At 36.7% G+C, this 20,862-nt stretch carries 19 protein-coding genes and 1 tRNA gene; 12 read left to right on the forward strand and 8 right to left on the reverse strand.

Annotated elements, in window-relative coordinates:
• The first annotated feature begins 124 nt into the window (after positions 1–124).
• The 6 genes from AC2S94_RS04790 to AC2S94_RS04815 all read left to right on the forward strand — a co-directional run bounded on the left by AC2S94_RS04790 (position 125) and on the right by AC2S94_RS04815 (position 7,487).
• Positions 125–988 carry an MBL fold metallo-hydrolase gene (locus AC2S94_RS04790; RefSeq protein WP_484630374.1) on the forward strand — a complete coding sequence of 288 codons (864 nt, stop codon included), beginning with the start codon at positions 125–127 and terminating at the stop codon, positions 986–988.
• An 8-nt stretch (positions 989–996) separates the two neighbouring features.
• Positions 997–2,682 (forward strand): S8 family peptidase, encoded by a 1,686-nt coding sequence (locus AC2S94_RS04795; RefSeq protein WP_484630375.1) that lies wholly within the window; start codon positions 997–999, stop codon positions 2,680–2,682.
• A gap of 1 nt (position 2,683) precedes the next feature.
• Positions 2,684–4,576 carry a M1 family metallopeptidase gene (locus AC2S94_RS04800; RefSeq protein ID WP_484630376.1) on the forward strand — a complete coding sequence of 631 codons (1,893 nt, stop codon included), beginning with the start codon at positions 2,684–2,686 and terminating at the stop codon, positions 4,574–4,576.
• A gap of 78 nt (positions 4,577–4,654) precedes the next feature.
• Positions 4,655–5,023 (forward strand): ribonuclease P protein component, encoded by a 369-nt coding sequence (gene rnpA, locus AC2S94_RS04805; RefSeq protein WP_484630377.1) that lies wholly within the window; start codon positions 4,655–4,657, stop codon positions 5,021–5,023.
• Positions 5,024–5,027: 4 nt separating this feature from the next.
• Positions 5,028–6,662, forward strand: coding sequence for a S41 family peptidase (locus AC2S94_RS04810; RefSeq protein ID WP_484630378.1), 1,635 nt, complete (start codon positions 5,028–5,030; stop codon positions 6,660–6,662).
• 6 nt (positions 6,663–6,668) lie between these two features.
• Complete coding sequence (locus AC2S94_RS04815) at positions 6,669–7,487, forward strand: sterol desaturase family protein (RefSeq protein WP_484630379.1); 819 nt, start codon at positions 6,669–6,671, stop codon at positions 7,485–7,487.
• Here the strand turns inward: AC2S94_RS04815 and AC2S94_RS04820 are convergent.
• Together AC2S94_RS04820 and rpiB are read right to left on the reverse strand one after the other, a co-directional pair.
• Positions 7,484–7,930 carry a GNAT family N-acetyltransferase gene (locus tag AC2S94_RS04820; RefSeq protein ID WP_484630380.1) on the reverse strand — a complete coding sequence of 149 codons (447 nt, stop codon included), beginning with the start codon at positions 7,928–7,930 and terminating at the stop codon, positions 7,484–7,486. The genes AC2S94_RS04815 and AC2S94_RS04820 overlap by 4 nt on opposite strands.
• A 6-nt stretch (positions 7,931–7,936) precedes the next feature.
• The gene (gene rpiB / locus AC2S94_RS04825; RefSeq protein WP_484630381.1) at positions 7,937–8,377 is read right to left on the reverse strand and encodes a ribose 5-phosphate isomerase B; all 441 of its coding nucleotides are present in this window, start codon (positions 8,375–8,377) and stop codon (positions 7,937–7,939) included.
• 1,188 nt (positions 8,378–9,565) lie between these two features.
• Between rpiB and rnr the strand changes: the two genes are divergently transcribed.
• Together rnr and AC2S94_RS04835 are read left to right on the forward strand one after the other, a co-directional pair.
• Positions 9,566–11,764 (forward strand): ribonuclease R, encoded by a 2,199-nt coding sequence (rnr, locus tag AC2S94_RS04830; RefSeq protein WP_484630382.1) that lies wholly within the window; start codon positions 9,566–9,568, stop codon positions 11,762–11,764.
• A gap of 87 nt (positions 11,765–11,851) precedes the next feature.
• A complete protein-coding gene (locus AC2S94_RS04835) occupies positions 11,852–12,586 on the forward strand; it encodes a LysE family translocator (protein WP_484630383.1) in 735 nt (244 codons plus the stop codon).
• Between the two features lie 31 nt (positions 12,587–12,617).
• On the opposite strand, the gene AC2S94_RS04840 is transcribed toward AC2S94_RS04835, so the two are convergent.
• The 4 genes from AC2S94_RS04840 to AC2S94_RS04855 all read right to left on the reverse strand — a co-directional run bounded on the left by AC2S94_RS04840 (position 12,618) and on the right by AC2S94_RS04855 (position 15,162).
• A tRNA-Cys gene (locus AC2S94_RS04840) sits at positions 12,618–12,688 on the reverse strand.
• Between the two features lie 51 nt (positions 12,689–12,739).
• Positions 12,740–13,096 (reverse strand): dihydroneopterin aldolase, encoded by a 357-nt coding sequence (gene folB, locus AC2S94_RS04845; RefSeq protein ID WP_484630384.1) that lies wholly within the window; start codon positions 13,094–13,096, stop codon positions 12,740–12,742.
• A gap of 25 nt (positions 13,097–13,121) precedes the next feature.
• On the reverse strand, positions 13,122–13,880 hold the full coding sequence (locus tag AC2S94_RS04850) for a hypothetical protein (protein ID WP_484630385.1): 759 nt from the start codon (positions 13,878–13,880) through the stop codon (positions 13,122–13,124).
• The gene (locus AC2S94_RS04855; protein WP_484630386.1) at positions 13,870–15,162 is read right to left on the reverse strand and encodes an APC family permease; all 1,293 of its coding nucleotides are present in this window, start codon (positions 15,160–15,162) and stop codon (positions 13,870–13,872) included. The genes AC2S94_RS04850 and AC2S94_RS04855 overlap by 11 nt, the downstream gene beginning before the upstream one ends.
• Positions 15,163–15,399: 237 nt before the next feature.
• On the opposite strand from AC2S94_RS04855, the gene AC2S94_RS04860 reads away from it, so the two are divergent.
• From AC2S94_RS04860 to AC2S94_RS04875, 4 genes are all read left to right on the forward strand, one after another.
• A complete protein-coding gene (locus tag AC2S94_RS04860) occupies positions 15,400–17,079 on the forward strand; it encodes a glutamine--tRNA ligase/YqeY domain fusion protein (RefSeq protein ID WP_484630387.1) in 1,680 nt (559 codons plus the stop codon).
• A 126-nt stretch (positions 17,080–17,205) separates the two neighbouring features.
• Complete coding sequence (locus AC2S94_RS04865) at positions 17,206–17,580, forward strand: YtxH domain-containing protein (RefSeq protein ID WP_484630388.1); 375 nt, start codon at positions 17,206–17,208, stop codon at positions 17,578–17,580.
• A gap of 7 nt (positions 17,581–17,587) precedes the next feature.
• Positions 17,588–17,950 (forward strand): phage holin family protein, encoded by a 363-nt coding sequence (locus AC2S94_RS04870; RefSeq protein ID WP_484630389.1) that lies wholly within the window; start codon positions 17,588–17,590, stop codon positions 17,948–17,950.
• Complete coding sequence (locus AC2S94_RS04875) at positions 17,947–18,183, forward strand: DUF6327 family protein (RefSeq protein ID WP_484630390.1); 237 nt, start codon at positions 17,947–17,949, stop codon at positions 18,181–18,183. The genes AC2S94_RS04870 and AC2S94_RS04875 overlap by 4 nt, the downstream gene beginning before the upstream one ends.
• Positions 18,184–18,231: 48 nt before the next feature.
• On the opposite strand, the gene AC2S94_RS04880 is transcribed toward AC2S94_RS04875, so the two are convergent.
• Together AC2S94_RS04880 and gltX are read right to left on the reverse strand one after the other, a co-directional pair.
• Complete coding sequence (locus tag AC2S94_RS04880) at positions 18,232–19,170, reverse strand: SPFH domain-containing protein (protein ID WP_484630391.1); 939 nt, start codon at positions 19,168–19,170, stop codon at positions 18,232–18,234.
• 122 nt (positions 19,171–19,292) lie between these two features.
• Complete coding sequence (gltX, locus tag AC2S94_RS04885; RefSeq protein ID WP_484630392.1) at positions 19,293–20,807, reverse strand: glutamate--tRNA ligase; 1,515 nt, start codon at positions 20,805–20,807, stop codon at positions 19,293–19,295.
• Positions 20,808–20,862: the final 55 nt, after the last annotated feature.

The following is a 20,862-nucleotide window of genomic DNA, read 5'->3' on the forward strand; positions in this document are numbered from 1 at the left end:
TGTTTTACTCTGAAAGCTTATTCTGTCAAGCCTTTTAATAAAATGTTCCTGTTAAATGAAATGAAAATAATTCGAAAAGGCTACAAGATTTTCTATTTTGCGTTGAATTTTTAAAAATTTCGCAATGAAACTATATCCTATTGAAGCCGGAAATTTTAAACTTGACGGAGGCGCCATGTTTGGGGTAGTACCTAAAAGTCTCTGGACAAGAACAAATCCGGCAGACTCCAACAATATGATAGACATTGCTGCTCGCTGTCTTTTAATTGAAGACGGTGACCGGTTAATGCTTATTGATACCGGAATGGGTGACAAGCAGAGCGAAAAATTCTTCAGCTATTATTATCAATGGGGCGATCATTCTATAGATAGATCATTGAAAAAACATGGTTTTCATCGGGATGATATTACCGATATTTTCATGACTCATCTTCATTTTGATCATTGTGGAGGAAGCATCCAATGGAATAAGGATCGTACAGGTTATGAACCGGCATTTAAAAATGCCAGATTCTGGAGCAATAAAGAACACTGGCTTTGGGCAACTCAGCCCAATGCTCGTGAAAAAGCCTCTTTTTTAAAGGAAAATATTATTCCGATGGAGCAAAGTGGAAAGCTGCATTTTCTGGAAAGAGAAAAAGATAAAAGTTTTGTACAGGCAGATAACCTGGGCTTTGGTGTATTATTTGTAGATGGACATACCGATAAACAAATGATTCCGCATATAGATTATCAGGGGAAAAAGCTGGTTTTTATGGCAGATCTTTTACCAACGGCTGGTCATATTCCGTTGCCGTATGTAATGGGATTTGATACCAGACCACTGCTTACTTTACCTGAAAAGAAAAAGTTTTTGGAAACTGCGGCAGATGAAAATTATTACCTTTTCATGGAACATGATGCGCATAATGAGATTATTACCCTGAAGCACACCGAAAAAGGTGTAAGATTAGATAAAGTACATACCTTCAACGAATTATTTAACTAAACTACAAAATGAAAATACCTTTTTTTAAGCCATTGCTGTCTATAGTTGCAGCCGGAATTATTACCGGGTGTAGCAGTACAGCCCCGAGAGTAGTTTCAACACCGGTTAGCAATATAGATTCCATCCCATTAAAAGTTCAGGATCTTTCAGATGCTGAATTAAAAGACTGGACGAACGCTGATCTTACCAAGGATACTATTCCTGGAATGAGTGTGAATAAGGCTTACGCTGAAATTATTAAAAACAAGAAGCCTTCTCCGGTAATCGTAGGAGTGATAGATAGCGGCGTGGATATTGAACATGAAGACCTGAAATCTGTCATATGGACGAATAAAGATGAAATTCCAGGGAACGGAAAAGATGATGATAACAATGGTTATATCGATGATGTTCACGGCTGGAACTTTTTAGGAGATGCTGTGGCTGAAAACATGGAATTTGCTCGAATTTACAGACGTTTGAAACCTAAATACGAAGGAAAGTCTGAAAGCAGCATAAGTACAGCAGATCGTGAAGAGTACAATATGTATAAGTCTGCAAAAGCCGAATATGAAAAAGAATATGCAGAAGCATTGGATACAAAAGAGCAGTATCAGCAAATAAAGACTCAGATCACTTCAGCCCACAAGGCAATTTCTGATGTGCTGGGAACTGAAGATTATACTAAAGAGCAGGTTTCAGACTATAAGCCGGCGACCCAGCAAATGACACAGTATAAATCCATCATTACCCAAATTCAATATAATGTGAATGAAAATATTCCGGAAGCCCTGGAAGAACTTCAGAAGGCGATAGATTATAATAATAACCGCCTGTCTACAAATTTCAATTTGGAATTAGATGGTCGGGCAACAGTAGGAGATGATCCTTACGATATCAGTGATACCGATTACGGGAATAATGAGGTTCAAGGACCGGAAGCAGATAAGGAAAATATCAAACATGGTACTCACGTTGCCGGAATCATCGCAGCAGACAGAAGTAACAATATTGGAATTAAAGGAGTTTCCAGCAATGCAAAAATCCTTGTGGTTAGAGCAGTGCCAGACGGTGATGAGTATGATAAGGATATCGCATTAGGTATAAGATATGCAGTTGATAATGGCGCTAAAGTGATCAACACCAGCTTTGGAAAATACTATTCTCCAAATCCTGAATGGGTTATAGATGCAATAAAGTATGCTGCAGAAAAAGATGTGCTAATTGTAAATGCTGCAGGAAATGAAGGAATTGATCTTGATAAGAAAAGAGTTTATCCAAACGATCAGGATCCTGAAAACCCAACCGAAGTGGCCGATAATTTTCTTACTGTCGGAGCGCTTAATTATGAATATGGTTCAGGTTTGGTTGCAGAATTCTCCAATTACGGAAAATCGAATGTAGATGTGTTTGCTCCTGGAACCAAGATCTGGTCTACCACACCAAATAATACCTATGAATATTTGCAGGGAACTTCCATGGCTTCACCGGCAGTAGCTGGAATTGCAGCAATAATCAGAGGATATTATCCTCAACTTACAGCCGCCCAGGTTAAGCAGGTCATCATGGACAGTGGCCTAACTACCAAAGCAACCGTAATGGTGGGTGGAGACAGTAATAACACCAAGAAATTTGATAGTTTATCTACTTCAGGAAAAATGGCAAATCTTTATAATGCACTAATTTTAGCCGACCAAATCTCGAAAAACAATTAAAATGAAGAAAATACTTTTTAGCTTTTTATTGATCACCTGTGGTTTTATTCAAGCCCAGAACAATACTTCTTACTGGCAACAGCATGTAGACTACAAAATGGAAGTAGACATGAATGTTGAAAATTTCCAGTATACAGGAACACAGGAACTGGTTTACACTAATAATTCACCAGATACCCTGGACCGAGTTTTTTATCATCTCTATTTCAATGCTTTTCAACCGGAAAGTGAAATGAACGCCCGCCTGGAAAGTGTAGCCGATCCAGATGGCAGAATGACCATGAATAAAGGAACAAAAGAAAATCCTGAGATCGTAAGCAGAATTACCGGGCTTTCACCTGAACAAATTGGTTATTTAAGAGTTAATTCGTTAACCCAGGATGGTGCAGAATTGACTTACGATGAGGTTGGAACCGTATTGGAGGTAGAACTTGCTCAGCCAATCTTACCTGGTAAGAAAACTACTTTCAAAATGGAATTTGAAGGTCAGGTTCCGGAACAGATAAGAAGATCTGGAAGAAATAGTGCTGAAGGAGTAGCGCTATCCATGAGCCAGTGGTATCCTAAATTAGCCGAATATGATTACCAGGGATGGCACGCCGATTCTTACATCGCCCGTGAATTCCAGGGTGTTTGGGGAGATTTTGATGTGAAGATCACTATCGATAAAGATTATACTATTGGAAGTACCGGATATCTTCAGAATCCACAGGAAATTGGTCATGGTTATGAAGAAGAAGGGACTAAAGTAAAGAAAACAAAAGGGGATAAGTTAACCTGGCATTTCAAAGCACCTAAAGTACATGATTTTACCTGGGGAGCAGATCCTGAGTATATTCATGATAAATTAGTAGCAGAAGATGGCACAGTACTTCATTTCCTATACAAAGACAATGATGAGATCAAAGAGAACTGGAAAAATCTTCAGCCGAAAACTGCTGAATTATTAGCTTATTATAATGAACATATAGGTCCATATCCATGGGATCAGTACTCCGTAGTTCAAGGTGGTGATGGTGGTATGGAATATGCCATGCTTACCCTGATCACGGGAGAGCGTTCTTTTGGAAGCCTGGTGGGAGTAACTGCTCATGAAATGGCTCACGCCTGGTTCCAGCATTTATTAGCGACCAATGAAAGCATTCATGAATGGATGGATGAAGGCTTTACTTCGTACATTTCTTCAGAGGCTGAAAATGTTGTGATGGGAACCAATGCTGAGAATCCGCATAAGGGATCTTACAGAGGATACAATTACCTGGCAAATTCTGGTAAAGAACAGCCCCAAACCACACATGCAGACAGATATGCAATGAATGCACTTTACGGAGCTTCTGCTTATTCTAAAGGAGCTGTATTTCTTGCGCAATTAGGATATATCATCGGAAAGGAAAATCTTGATAAAACCCTGAAACGTTATTATAACGAATGGAAATTCAAGCATCCAACCCCAAATGATTTTATCAGAATTGCTGAAAAAGTTTCCGGAGCTGAATTAGACTGGTATTTACAGGATTGGACGCAAACCACCAATACTATTGATTACGCAATTGGAGATGTGGAAAGTGAAAATGGTACCACTACGGTAAATCTTCAAAGAAACGGTTTAATGCCGATGCCTGTAGACCTGAATGTTACTTATACTGATGGTTCCAAAGAGACATTTTACATTCCATTGCAAATGATGAGATGGGAAAAGCCGGCTAAAGAAGGAGTAAAAACTACGGTAAAAGATGACTGGGCATGGGGATTCCCAACTTATGAATTGGAAATTCCGGTTTCTGAAGACGAGATCGCCAGTATTGAAATCGATTCTTCACAATTAATGGCAGACATCAATAGAAGTAACAACGTTTGGGGAAAATCTGACGATAATTCTGAAACAGAGGATTAAAACCTGTTACTTGAATATTCTAAGAACCCTTTCTTCCCGGAAAGGGTTTTTTATTTTCAGGATGCTTACTTTTGATATATGAATGAAAGTTTTGGAAAAGATCAGAAACTTAAAAGTAAAAAGCAGATAGACCTTCTTTTTATGGAGGGAAAGAATATAAAATCCTATCCTCTTAAACTCATCTATGCTCCCATAGACAATTCAGAAAAACCTGGATTAAAGACCGGTGTTTCCGTTCCGAAAAAACTGGTGAAGACAGCGGTAAAGCGTAACAGAATTAAAAGAATGATGCGCGAGGTTTTCAGAAAAAATAAGTATCTTGTTACTAACGAGTTAACTTCTTCTTACGCATTCATGTTCATCCATATCTCTCGCGAAGAAATGCCTTATGAGAAACTGGAGAAAAGTATGAAATGGATCCTGGAGAATTTTAAGTATAATATTTAAGGTTATGAAAAAGCGCTTCAGCAGAATCATTATACTTCCGATAGTTCTAATCGGAATATTCATTGGTACCGCCAGTTTTAAATCAGATTTTTTCGAGATCGCTAAACAAATAGAGATCTTCACTACTCTTTTCAAGGAGATCAATATGAATTATGTGGATGAGACCAATCCAGCTCAACTCATGGATACCGCTATTAAATCCATGCTTACAGATCTTGATCCTTATACAAATTACTGGAACGAGCAGGATGTAGAAGCTGCCAGAATCAACAGCGCGGGAGAGTATACAGGGATCGGTGCCTTAGTAAAAACTGGCAAAGATGCGATCACGGTCATGGAAACTTACAAAGATTATCCTGCAGATAAAGCCGGTTTAAAGGCTGGAGACGAAATTATAAAGATCGGTAATATTAATGTGGCTGATTTTAAAGAAGATGCGGGAGAATTGCTGAATGGAGCTCCAGACAGTAATATAAATATTACTTATAGACGTCAGGGCGAAATTAAAACCACGAGCCTGAAAAGAAGTTCTGTAGAGCTTGATGCTGTGCCTTTCTATAAACTACTGGACGATAATTCTGCTTATATCGTATTATCAAAATTCAACGCAAAAGCATCAACACAGGTTGCACAGGCTTTTAAAGAACTCAAAAACCAGGGAGCTGATAAGGTGATTCTGGATCTTCGAGGGAATCTTGGCGGACTGCTTAATGAAGCTATCAATGTTAGTAATATTTTTATTCCGAAAGGAGAATTGATCGTAACCACGAAATCTGTCATTGAAAAATACAACCGTGAATATTTCACTGAAAAAGAACCAATAGATACCAAGATTCCTTTAGTAGTGTTGGTAAACGGTAGAAGTGCTTCTGCCAGTGAAATTGTAGCCGGAGCGATTCAGGATTTGGACAGGGGAGTCATCGTTGGTGCAAGAAGTTTTGGTAAAGGTTTGGTTCAAAGACCTAAAGAACTAGCGTATGGAACCCAGATAAAGATCACTATCTCCAGATATTACACTCCTAGTGGCAGATGTATCCAGGCGCTGGACTATAGAACCAGGAATGAAGAAGGAAATGCAGTTAGAAAAAGGGTAGAAGATTATAACGAATTCACCACCAGAAATGGCCGTAAAGTGTATGATGGAGGTGGAATTTTGCCTGATGTGCAATTGGAAACATCAGAATTCAGTGATATTACTCAATCATTGCTTATTCAGGATGCAATTTTTGACTATGCGACCAAATACTATTATTCGCATGACCTGAACGATCCTGAAAATTTCAATTTTACCGATTCAGATTTTAATGATTTTAAAAGCTTTTTACAGCAATCAGATTTTGAATATCAAACCGCTACAGAAAGAGAATTGTCAGAAATGATGAATAAAGCGGAAGAAGAGGAGTTAAGATCAAAGATTTCTTCTGAAGTTGATAAAATAAGATCTCAAATTTCTGAATTCAAGAAACAGGAATTGGAAAATAAAAGGCCGGAGATCGTTAGTCTGCTTACAGACGAAATCATCAAAAGATATTTTTACAAAGAAGGATTATACGAGTATTACACCAAGAACAATCCTGAAATCACCAAAGCTCAGTCTATACTCCAAAATCCTTCTGAATATTCTAAAATATTAAAATAGAGTATTTTGGAAAAGTTTCTTTTCTTCTTTGAATCTATGCCCAACTGGCAAAAGCTGGTCTGGATACTCCTGATACTATCAATTTTCTGGATCCTTGAAGGTTACTATGCCCTAGTAAAATTTAAATATGATAAATGGAATCACGCCAGAACAAATTTTTTTCTTCTTGGATTAGTAATTCTTATCAATGTAGTATTTGGAATAATTACCGGTGGACTATTTATCTGGCTGGATGATAGTCAGTTTGGTTTGTTAAATATGATAAATCTGCCGGTTTGGACAGAACTACTTTTAGCGATCATGGTTCTGGATCTTATCGCCCAGTATTTTGTTCACTTCCTTCTTCATAAGGTAAGGTGGATGTGGAGATTACATCTTATTCATCATACAGATACTCATGTAGATGCCACCACCGGTACAAGGCATCATCCGTTTGATTTTATAATAAGAGAAAGTTTTGCGGTAATAGCAGTTTTCATAATGGGTATGCCTGTATCTTTCTATCTGTTTTACAGGATACTAAGTGTTTTTTTCACTTACTTCACCCATGCGAATATCAGAATTCCAACGAATGTTGATAAAGCATTAAGCAATGTTATCGTTACTCCAAACATGCATAAATTTCATCATCACTTTGAATTGCCCTGGACAGATAGTAACTATGGAAATATGCTTAGTATATGGGACAGGATATTCGGAACCTTTGTCTATGATAAAACTGAAAAGATCAGGTATGGAGTAGACATTGTTGAAGACAAAAATTCTGATGATTTTGCATACCAGCTGAAAATTCCTTTTAATCGAAATATTAAAACGAAAAATTAATTTTTGACCATAGCGATATGCGGAATTCCATCTTCCAGGTATCCTTCGCCAACTGTTTTGTATCCGTGGAAATTATAGAATTTTATCAGATATTGTTGAGCAGAAAGTTTGATATGAGAAGTATTGAAATATTCCTGGATCGCTTTGTCTGATGCTTCCATAATATCGTGACCATAACCAAACTTTCTTTCTGATTCTTTTACCACAACACGACCTATGGCTGCTTCTTCAAAATAATAACCTGGTTTAAAACAACGAGTATAAGCTACGATTTCATCATTCTTGAAACCAATTATATGCAGCGCTTCCTGGTCTTTACCATCTATGTCCTGATAAACACAATCCTGTTCAACTACAAATACTTCAGATCTTAATTGTAAAATATCGTAAAGTTCAGCGAGTTTTAGATCACTGAACTTTTTTACTTCAATGCGTAAATTCATAGGTTATCAACAATACTTTTTCGAAGGAATCTTATCTACTCTTCTTTGATGACGACCACCTTCAAATTCAGTATTAATAAAGGTTTCCATCATTTCGGTAGCTAGTTCTTCAGATACGAACCTGGCAGGAATACTTAAGATATTAGCATCATTATGCTCACGAGCCAATTTGGCAATCTCTACATTCCAGCATAGTGCAGATCTAACACCCTGATGTTTATTAGCGGTCATGTTAGCTCCATTTCCACTACCACAGATGATTATTCCCAGATCTGCTTTCTTGTTCTCTACATCTTCAGCAACAGGATGTACAAAATCGGGATAATCTACACTGTCTTCGCTATTCGTACCATAATTTGTTACTGTGTGTCCTAAAGATTCAAGCTTTTCCTGGATCATTTGTTTGTAACCAGTTCCTGCATGATCGTTTCCAATAGATATTTTCATAGTGATGTTGTTTGCGGCAAAGTTAAAAAAAGACAGTATTAACCAACTTAATTTTCATTGTTAATTACTTTACAGAATAACTTAATTTTCAGCGGTTTAAAATTGACATCAAATTGTGAAAAACATCTGATGAATTAATTAAAAAGAAATTTGGTTTTTAAGAAAATAATAACAATACCAGCATTTAATTGAATAAATCAAATAATAACTACAGAAATTTTTAGATAGTTATGAGCACTTAAAAACACGTTATTGACAAGTGTTCATTTTAAACTTTTCAATAAATTTTATTAAAACAATTTTATGAACTTTTGTTAAGTAAATCTTAAAACACTAAGAATATCAATCACTTAAGAATTAACACCTATGTTGATAAACTGTTATCAAAAAATCACAAGTGAAAAAACAAGAATTGATCAGAAAAATTATGCTACAAATTAACACACCATCATATACCATCATTTAATTTTTTTAAAAAAGAAGAAATAAATAATATGATATATAATGTTTATAACTAAGATTGATGAATGGGATATTTTAAGATGAGGTTTGTGAGTCTAAGATTCTATTATTTGTTTTGTCTTAAATAGTTTAGAATAATGGCGGAAGAACAAACATGAATCTTAAAGCGAATGGATAACTGAAAGATAAGTCTTGTTAATACTATAAATTTCTGATAGCTAGATGTTTATGAATTATAATAGAATTTTGGACTGAAGTATTAAATTCGTTGATCAAAGAGGCCAGGAAAAAATAATTTTTAAAACGAAATAATCTTAGCGTAGATATAATTCACTACTGAATGCTTAAGGCAACACTTTTACTTTGATCTTTTTCTAAATTGATAAAAATCTCAGTTTTTTTATTTAGAGATTTATGAATGCTAGTCACAAAAAAGATTAGCCCAAGAAGAAATATCAGGAAGAATAATGCCGAGTATTTTGTTGACTTACTAATTTTCATAATGTATGTCGTAAAATTAAGGGGGCTATTCTTGGGGAAAGTTAATTCTAAATTAAGAAAAAATTAAGAAATAAAAATTCTCTATGTTAAAAAGATTAAAAAAATAATTTTTTAGAACAATTTGAAAATCAGTGAGTTTCAAATAATTGGTACTTAACAAAACTTTAAAATGAAAAAGTTCCTGTCTGGTAATTATGGCGTAATTTTATCCTATACTAAGTTATAATGAGTAAAAAGAAGAAAACGAAAACTAAAATACAAGGCAATCTTTCCAGAAGTATCATCGATATACTTCGAAACAATTCCGGGAAAACATATAATTACAAACAAATAGCTTCAGTTCTTGGAGTGAATGATGCCAGCAGTAGGAATCAAATTATAAAGAAACTTGCCCAATTAGCCGCGAAAAAAGAAATACAGGAAGTTGAACGCGGAAAATTCAAAATAGAAGGAAATAAGAATTACTACACCGGTGTTCTGGATCTTACTACCAAAGGTTACGGTTATGTAATGGTGGAAGAATTTGCCGATGATATATTTATTGCAAATAAAGATCTGAATGCGGCTTTTGACGGTGATACGGTTGAGATTTATATTTATAATCGCAGAAGAAAAAAGCGTTCTGAAGGTGAGATCACTAAAATTCTCAAACGTAAAAGAACCGAATTTGTAGGAACTCTGCAGCAGAAAAAGGACTTTGGGTTTGTGGTCATCGATGATAAATCTATGTATACAGATTTTTTCATTGCTGGAAACAAGCTGAATGGAGCTGAAAATGGGGATAAAGTGGTTGTGGAATTTGAAGAATGGCCAAAGAAAGCAGACTCTCCCTACGGAAGAATTACCCGTGTATTGGGAACTCCGGGAGAGCATCATACAGAAATACATTCTATCCTGGCTCAATATGGTTTACCGCATGAATTTCCAGAAGAGGTGGAAGAATTTGCCAATCAAATAGATACTTCTATCAATAAAGAAGAAATAAGTAAAAGAAGGGACATGCGGGATGTGCTTACTTTTACCATAGACCCAAAAGATGCCAAAGATTTTGATGATGCGTTGAGTTTTCAACAACTGGAAAATGGCAATTATGAAATAGGAATTCATATCGCTGATGTATCGCATTATTTGCAACCTGGAACTATTCTGGATGAAGAAGCCTACGATCGGGCAACTTCAGTTTATTTGGTAGACAGGGTTGTGCCTATGCTGCCCGAAATCTTATCAAATAATGCCTGTTCTTTAAGACCTAATGAAGAAAAATTTACTTTTTCCGCAGTTTTCGAGATCAATGACAAGGCACAGGTTAAAAATCAATGGTTTGGCAGAACAGTAACCTATTCTGATGAACGTTTTGCTTATGAAGAAGCTCAGCATATCATTGAAACCGGAACTGGAACCATTCCTCAGGATATTTCAATTAGAAATCATTCATATTCAGTTAAAGGTGCTTTGGTTGAAGCAGTTGTTACCTTGAACAGACTTGCGAAAAAGATGCGTGCCGCCAGGATGAAAGACGGAGCGATTTCTTTTGATAAAGTTGAAGTAAAATTCAATTTGAATGAGGAGAATGACCCGGTTGGCGTTTTCTTTAAAACAGCTAAGGATGCCAATAAACTTATTGAAGAATTCATGCTGCTGGCCAATAGAAAAGTAGCTGAATATATAGGAAAACAGAGTCCGAAGAAAACTTTTGTATACAGGTGTCATGATGAACCAGATGAGCAAAAACTTGCTTCTCTGCAAACCATTGTTGGTAGATTTGGTCATAAATTAAATCTCAAGGATAGAAGTACTACCACGTCTTCACTGAATAAATTACTGGAAGATGTACAGGGTAGGAAAGAGCAGAATATGGTGGATACCTTAGCTATCAGGACGATGAGTAAGGCATATTACGGTACGGAGAATATCGGGCATTATGGTCTCGCTTTCGACTATTACACGCATTTTACTTCACCAATTAGAAGATATCCTGATGTGATGGTGCATAGATTACTACAACACTATTTGGATGGAGCTAAATCTGCCAGTGAAGAAGAATATGAGTCTAAGTGTCATCATAGCAGCGAAATGGAGAATCTTGCTACCAATGCGGAAAGAGATTCCATCAAGTACATGCAGGTAAAGTTCATGCAGGATCACGAAAACGAAGAATTTCTGGGAGTTATTTCAGGTGTTACCGAATGGGGTATTTTCGTGGAAATCATCGAAAACAAGTGTGAAGGAATGATTCGTCTAAGAGATATGAATGATGATCATTATGAGTATAATGCAGATGAATTCGCTGTGGTTGGAAAAAGAACCGGACAGTCTTATACTCTTGGAGATGAAGTTTATGTGAAGGTGAAGAATGCAGATCTGGTGAAGAGACATCTTGATTTCACTTTAATTGGAAATAGGGAAGAAGTTGAAGCAAATTGATCTCTAATTTTTTAATTTCTAGGCTTTAACAGCAGCTAATTATCATAAAAGAACAAAAAGTTTACATTTGCAAAACAACTTAACTGTATGTTACAGGACGTTTTAGCAGCATTACCGCTGGGTTTCTTTTTAGCTTTTTTATTCGGACCGGTTTTTTTCGTATTACTGGAAACAGCCGCTATTAAAGGTTTTAGAGCTGCTTTTTCTCTGGATCTTGGAGTAATATTGGCAGATATGATCTTTATCGCCATAGCTTATTTTAGTACCACGAAGCTTCTTGAAAGTCTGAAGGATGATCCAGCCTTATTCATTTTTGGCGGAATGATTCTGGCTACTTATGGCTTAATGAGTTTTCTTCAAACTAAAAAGACCATACATACAGATGATGAAACTCCTGAAATAAGAAAACTGGGTAAAAGCGATTATTTTGGGCTCTTTGCGAAGGGTTTCCTGCTTAATTTTATCAATATTGGGGTTCTGGGCTTCTGGCTTGGAGTAATCATCGTATTTGGCCCTAAAATGGATATGCAGACGGATAGGATCACTGTCTTCCTTCTTACAGTCCTGATAACTTATCTAATTGTAGATGTATTTAAAATTCTTCTAGCCAAGAAACTTAATCGAAAACTGACACCGCATAGGATCTATATTATGAAGAAAGCGATAAGTGTCATACTCATCTTGTTCGGTGTGGTATTAATATTTCAGGGAGCATTCCCAAGTCAGGTTGATGAGATCAAGGATCAGATAGAGGAAATAACGCCAAAGGATTCTTTGATAGGAAAGCTTGAAGATCTGGGCAATCCTCTAGATAATAAATAAAAAAAGCTTCCCGGTTAAAGGAAGCTTGTTGAGGCATCGAGCGGATTCGAACCGCTGTACAAGGTTTTGCAGACCTCTGCCTAGCCACTCGGCCACGATGCCCTGAATAGGGTTGGCAAATGTAATAAAAATTTTAAGTTTCAAAACTAAAATCTACCTCGATTTCGTTCTGCTTACCGTCACCATTGCCACATTTCCACCAATCGGCGGATTAATCTTTGAAACATCAACCTTAGCCTTCTGAACCATAATGAGTTCCTTCAAAACTCTGTTAAGAATTCTTTCCGCAACTGTTTCCAATAGTTTAGATCTAATGGCCATTTCTTCTTTTACGATCTTGTTCAAATGAACATAATCGATGGTATCACCAAGATTATCTGTTTTAGCCGAATGAGAAAGATCTCCATGAACTTTCAGATCAACCCGATATTCGCTTCCAATTTTACTTTCTTCATCCAGGCACCCGTGATAGGAAAACACCTTGATATTTTTCAATTTAATTACTCCCACTCCAATTTTTTTGCTAAAATATCCATTAAAATCCTTTTTTAGGAGTTTCTCCCACAACAACTTTTAGGCTATTAATATAATTACCTTTTTTACCAATCAAAAAACAGGTGTAAAGGTACTTGGGTTTGACATCTAATTTCAATTCTGAAACTTCTACTGCGCTCCCTTTTAATTTCCATATGACTTTATGATTTTTAGGAGAAACCGAATGATCATCACTCAATTTAGGATAAGTAAGAGCAGAGAGATCTGTAGATTCTGAATTGTTCGTTTTTGCTATGGCATTTATCTCTTCTACACCGGCAGCCAGATGGATCCAGCGAATCTTTCCTTCATTTTTTCCAACTTCAAATTCATCATTTAGAATTCGCATTTGAGGTAGATTTCCATTTGGATAAATGGCTTCTTCACCCTCAACGATCTCATGAAGTTTCATTCTGGTGGTTTTTTCATTGATCTCCTGATCCTTTTTTGGAAATCCGTTAAGGATCAATGTATAAATCCCATTTTTACCAATCCCAATTTTCTTCTGAAGTAAAATCTGATTATTTAGTAAAATTTCAACCTGATAACTTCCAGAATTCAGCTTATCATAACTTGTTAATTCACCATAATTCAAGGTCTCATTTCGAATTAAACTGTCATTTTGAATAAATCTTACCTGAATTTTCTCTTCTGAAAATATAAACTGCCCGATTCTCAGCTGCGCCGGTTTTTCAGGATTTGAGGAACATCCTTGAAGTACCAGGAATATCATCGAAAGGAGTATAAATTTAATCTTCATCCTGGTCGTTTTTTTGATTTAACTTATCCCTTTTCTTCAGAAGGTAAGGTCTACCCAGGACGATTAATAATACCAATCCTAGGATTCCTGCGAGGGCTATAGGCTTGGAAATAACCAATCTGAAGATCAGGGCTAGTCCTACGAGACTGCCTAAAATAATTCCAACCAGCGGTATCCATTTTCTTTTTTCAGACTCACGGTAGGCTATCCAGTTTACAATTCCAAAAGTAAATAAGAATGCAAGGCTGGCAGCCTCTACCAGAGAACTCAATGATCCTATGATAGCCAGTAAACCTGCCAGAATTCCGATAAATATTATAGATCGGTCTGGTACATCATTCTTATTGGTATGATCAAACCAGGAGGGAAGTTCATTTTGTGAGGCGATTCTTTTTGCCAGGTTAGCTGTTGAAAATAAGGTCGAGTTAATTGCCGCCGCAGTAGCAAATCCCGCAGCAACGGTCATTACAATAAGTCCGGTTTTTCCAAAAGCTGATTCCGCAGCAACAGATAATGCTATTTCCTTAAAACTGATGAGAGAGGTAGCTCCTCCAATCATGGTAGCACCAATTGCCACCGCTGCGTATAAGATTACCACAAATATTACTGCACTCATGAGAGTGGGCATAAAGCTTTTTTCAGGATTATCTATTTTATCGTACTCGTAGGTTAATAATTGAAATCCTTCGTAAGCCATGAAAATCGCTGCACCACCAAAAAGACTTGACCATGCTGGTCTGGGACTAATTCCGGCGGTTAGTTGAGAGACATCCCAATTGGTAATTCCGTACATTCCCAGGGCTAAGAGTACGAGGAGATTAACAGATACGATAACAATTTCAACCTTCGTAAGTTTTCCAACTCCTGCAAGGTTCAGAATAATCAAACCAATTACTATTCCCGCGGCTAGTAAGCGCATCACCAATGGATTTCCATGAAATGCAAAGGACAAATAATGCCCAAAAGCATAAGCATATACCGAAATTGTAAGGATATACCCGATAATTAATAGCCAGCTTAAATTTCCGGCCATTTTTTTATCATTTACCTTTTCCAGGAATACAAAAGCTCCACCTTCTTCATGGAATTTATTGGTTAGAAATACATAGCTGTAAGCTGATGGAATAGCAATAAATCCAGTAAGAACAAATGCTAACCAGGACCATTGAGCTGAAATGGCAATCACAACACCCAGAACGGTATATATACCGCCACCAACCATACCACCTGCGGCAAGAGCCCATACCGATAATGGCTTTAACTTAGAAGAATTATCGGCCATCTTAAATTAAAATATTGGAATTTATATCGGATAGAAATAAGGTAGTTTTCGGCATATTATTGAAATTCAAATTACTCTCTAAATTACTAAAACAAAATAATCTCGAAGATTTCAGCTTTATGTTTAGGTTTATTTTAACTGGAATAACTCTAATGATTATAAATACTGAGCTTTCTTAAGCATTAGTGTGCAGGCGACTTAAAATTTGATAAATTTGCGTCTTATTATAAATCAGTTATGGCCGAAGGAAAAAAGTCGCTCAACTTTATAGAGCAAATTATAGAGGAAGATCTAAGCAATAATTATAAAAGAGAGGACCTAAAATTCAGGTTTCCCCCTGAACCAAACGGGTATCTTCACATAGGGCACGCTTCTTCAATCTGTTTAAATTTCGGACTCGGAGAAACTTACAATGCTCCGGTAAACCTGAGATTTGACGATACCAATCCTGCCAAAGAAGAGCAGGAATATGTAGATGCGATAAAAAGAGATATTGAATGGTTAGGTTTTAAATGGGCAAAGGAATGCTATGCCTCAGATTATTTCCAACAGCTTTATGACTGGGCGGTTGAAATGATCAAAAATGGTGATGCTTATGTAGATAGCCAAACTTCCGAAGATATTGCAGAGCAAAAAGGAACTCCAACTCAGCCAGGAAAAGAAAGTCCGTATAGAAATAGGTCTGTGGAAGAAAATCTTGATCTTTTTGAAAAGATGAAGAATGGAGAAACTCCTGAAAAAGGTGATGTACTACGTGCTAAAATAGATATGGCGGCTTCAAATATGCTGATGAGAGATCCTGTGATGTACAGATGTCTCCATAAAAGCCATCATAGAACGGGAAATGACTGGAAGATCTATCCTATGTATGACTGGGCACATGGTGAAAGTGACTTTATTGAACAGATCTCACACTCATTTTGTACCCTGGAATTTCTTCCTCACCGGGAACTGTACAACTGGTTTATCAGCAAAGTAAGCAAACCTGGAGATTTTGAGCCAAAACAACGTGAATTTGCCAGAAGAAATTTAAGCCACACTATTGTTAGTAAAAGAAAATTACTGCAGTTGGTGGAAAAGGGGATTGTTGATTCCTGGGATGATCCAAGAATGCCAACGATTTCCGGACTTAGAAGAAGGGGTTATACGCCAGATTCCATTAGAAAATTCGCTGATTCCATTGGAGTTGGTAAAAGGGAAAATCTTATTGATGTTTCTCACCTGGAATTCTGTGTAAGAGAAGATCTGAATAAAAAAGCACCTCGTGTGATGGGCGTTTTGGATCCCGTAAAACTCGTAATTACCAATTATCCGGAAGGTGAGGAGGAATGGCTGGATGCAGAAAATAATCCTGAAGATGAATCGGCCGGAAGTAGAAAAGTGCCATTTTCAAGAGAACTTTATATTGAAAGAGAGGACTTTAAGGAAAGTGCCAATAGAAAATTCTTCAGATTAACTCTTGAAAAAGAGGTGAGATTAAAGAATGCTTACATCATCAAAGGTGAGAACGTGATCAAAGATTCCGAAGGAAATATTACAGAGATTCACTGTACTTACGATCCAAAAAGTAAAAGTGGAAGTGGCACTGAAGAATCATTGCGTAAGGTAAAAGGAACCTTGCACTGGGTTTCAATTAAACATGCCGTAGAGGCTGAAATAAGGCTTTATGATAGGTTATTTACTGAAGAAACACCAGATGGAGTGAAAGATAAAGATTACCTGGATTTTGTAAATCCTGAATCTTTAAAAACGGTTACTGGATATTTGGAACCGAGCCTCAAAGATGCAAAAGAAGGCGAAAATGTACAATTTCAGCGTATAGGATACTTCTGTGTGGACAGGGATTCTACCTCGGCAAAACCAGTTTTTAATAGAACCGTTACACTGCGTGATTCATGGGCTAAGATCAAGAATTAGATTCGTCAGGATTTATTTTAAGAATAATTTAGCATTGGTTTTTTAACATATTAACCGGTTATTAACAGCCTCAGGTAGCTCTATCCGTTATCTTTGGTTGAATAATAACTTAAAATTCAAAAACTTATGGCAAGTACAGGAAATACCCTTTTAGCATTAATTACAGGAGCTGCGATTGGCGCAGGAGTAGGATTACTTTATGCTCCAGACAGCGGTGAAAAAACACGTAAAAAGCTTAAAAAAGATGCTCAAAAGGCTCAGGATAATTTGAACAAGCGTTACCATGAAACTTCTTCAAATTTGAGCGAAAAGGCCAAAAAAGCCAGAACGGATTTTGAGGCTAGATTGGAAGAGACCTTATCTTCTGCAAGTCATAAAGCAGATGATATTCTTTCAGCAATGGAAACGAAACTTGAGGAATTAAGAAAACAAAATGCTAAATTGCAAAAAGATAAACCAAGCAATTCAGGTGGAACATCACCGGATAAAGCTGTAGTATAATCTTTATATGGCATTTGAGAAACTATCTGACAGTGTTCATGATTTAAATACTAATATTCAGTCTTTTTTACAAAGTAATTCTGAATATTATAAGCTTAGAGCCTTTAGACAGGGAATGAAAGGAGCAACGTCTCTGGTTCGTTTTCTGGTTATGGGTTTTCTTTTGAGCACTGCTGGTATTATGCTTTCCTTTGCTATTGCAATTGTGCTAAGTCAGGCAATAGGCATTCCAAGCGCCGGATATTTTATCGTGGGCGCTTTTTATATGATCGTATTTGTTTTAATCTTTTTCTTCGGAAAAGAGCCTATTGAAAAGCTTGTTCTTAGAAAATTCTCTAAATCAGTTTTTAACGAAAATGACGACGAATGAGAGTATATTCATCTTTTGAAGAAATAGATAAAGATCTTAAGATTCTGAAACTTCAGACTGAGATCGATAAGGAAGAAATCAAGTTGAGTATAGATCAAACTAAGGAAAGTCTGTCAGTCAAATCTTTGATAGGTAATGCGTTAAGTAGTTTAGCGCAGAAAGCTTTGCTTTTAAAAGCAGTTTCGAAGATAACCGGCGTTCAAAATGTCTCTGGTTCGAGAATTAGGGAGTAAAGATTCAATATTATAGATAAATTAAAGCCTCCAATTAGGAGGTTTTTTTTATTCTTTTTTATCTTTCGATCTTCGATTTTGCTCTTTCATTGCTTCTCCAATTTGATTGGAGGCTGTAAAAGAAGCCACCATATTATTCAGCATATCACTTCCTGCCTGAGGTGAATTAGGTAATAAGATCAAATTACTGTTAGTCTCTTCTCCAATAGCCTGAAGTGTATCGTAATGTTGAGTTACTACGATCAATGCGGAAGCTTCCTGGGAATTAATTCCAACATTGTTGAGAACATCTACGCTTTCTTCAAGGCCTCGAGCTATTTCTCTGCGCTGGTCGGCGATTCCCTGACCCTGAAGTCTTTTACTTTCAGCTTCCGCTCTAGCTTTAGCCACAATTTTGATACGGTCTGCCTCAGCATCATATTCTGCCGCTACTTTTTCCCTTTCCGCGGCGTTAATACGGTTCATGGCAGCTTTCACCTGCACATCAGGATCAATATCTGTAACCAGTGTTTTGATAATATCATATCCGTAAGACTGCATAGCTTCATTTAATTCGCGATTTACCGCGATAGCGATATCATCTTTACGTTCAAAAACGTCGTCTAACTTCATTTTAGGCACTTCTGCGCGCACAACGTCAAAAACATAGGCAGTTATTTGGTCATGAGGGCTTTCGAGCTTGTAGAAGGCATCATATACATTATCCTTTCTTACCTGGAATTGAACTGAAATTTTAAGTTTTACAAAAACATTATCCTTTGTTTTGGTTTCGACAAGTACATCCAGTTGCTGGACTTTTAAATTGATTCTTCCGGCAACCTGGTCTATTAACGGAATTTTTAATTGAAGTCCGGAACTTCTAATACTGGTAAATCTTCCAAATCTTTCAATTACGGCGGAAGTTTGTTGTTTCACTATAAAAATTCCGGAAAAAATGACTAATAAGAGAAAGATTCCCAATAATGGCCAAAGAACTAAATTGAGCATGTAAATTTTATTTGTTTATGAATGCTTCAATTTAAGAATAAAAAGCCTGAATCCTTATAAAATTTAAAAACCGATCATTTCAACTAAAATGATCGGTTTCTCTCATAAAATATTATGAAATTCTATATTGTATCTATAGCTTTCTGAATACGGGCTATACTCTCTTCTTTTCCGATAAATTCGGCTATTTTGTAAAGATCAGGTCCTTGCAGAGCGCCTACCAGAGCAATTCTAAGCGGCATCATCACCTTCCCGAATCCGACTTCTTTTTCTTTGATCCAGGATTTTACATTTTCCTGTAACGGCTCAGCCTGAAAATTATTTAAAGTGCTGAGATAATCCTTTAGATCTGCCATGAGTTTTGAGGTTTCCTCTTTCCAGGCTTTTTTCGAATCTTTCGGGTCAAATGAAGTGGGAGCCACAAAAAAGAAGAATCCCTGTTCCCAAAGATCTTCAACAAATACAGCACGTTCTTTAATAAGAGCCACGACATCTTTTACATAAGTTTTATCAGCGTTGATTTCTTTTTCCTTCAGAATATCGTCAAACTTTTCGGCAAGCGAATCATTATCTGCCTCCTGCATATAGTGTTGCTGAAACCATTTTGTTTTTTCAGGATCAAATTTGGCACCGCCTTTATGAACTCTTTCTAATTCAAAGGCTTTGGTAAGTTCTTCCAGTGTAAAAAATTCCTCTTCAGTTCCTGGATTCCATCCCAGAAAAGCCAGCATATTCACTACAGCTTCAGGAAAATATCCATCTTCACGATATCCAGCTGAAATATCTCCGGATTTCGGATCTTTCCATTCCAGAGGAAATACCGGGAATCCCATTTTATCTCCATCTCGTTTGCTTAATTTTCCTTTTCCCTGAGGTTTCATAATTAGCGGAAGGTGTGCAAACTGAGGGGCATTCCACCCAAAAGCTCGATAAAGCATATAGTGAAGAGCAAGGGATGGTAACCACTCTTCACCACGAATTACATGAGTGATTTCCATCAAATGGTCATCAACGATATTCGCAAGATGATAGGTAGGCATTCCGTCACTTTTGAATAAAACCTTATCATCAAGTATATTGGTATCAATTTCCATTTCTCCGCGAATTACATCCTTAAGAAACAATGTTTCATCTTGCGGAGATTTGAACCTTATCACATACGGCTCTTCAGAATCTATTTTTTTCTTAACTTCTTCCTGAGAAAGCGACAGAGAATTTTTCAGTTTTTCACGGTTATGCCAATTGTAGATAAAAGTTTTTCCTTTTTCCTCGTGATCCTTTCTATGAGCATCCAGTTCGTCTGCAGTATCAAATGCATAATAAGCATTTCCAGAATCGATTAGTTTTTCGGCATATTCTCTATATTTATCTTTGCGCTCACTTTGTCTGTAAGGTCCAAAGCCTTTCTCTTTTCCCGGGCCCTCATCATAAGGAATTCCGCACCAATTAAGGGATTCAACGATGTAATCTTCAGCTCCTTCTACATATCGGTTTTGATCTGTATCTTCAATTCTTAGTACAAAATCACCATCATGTTTTTTAGCAAATAAATAATTATATAAGGCCGTTCTAACTCCACCTATATGCAATGGTCCGGTAGGGCTCGGAGCAAATCTTACTCTAACTTTGGAAGACATATTTCTATAAATTTTGCTCGCAAAGATACAACCTTATTGAACCAATCCTAAACCT

The organism is Christiangramia pacifica (assembly GCF_057221535.1).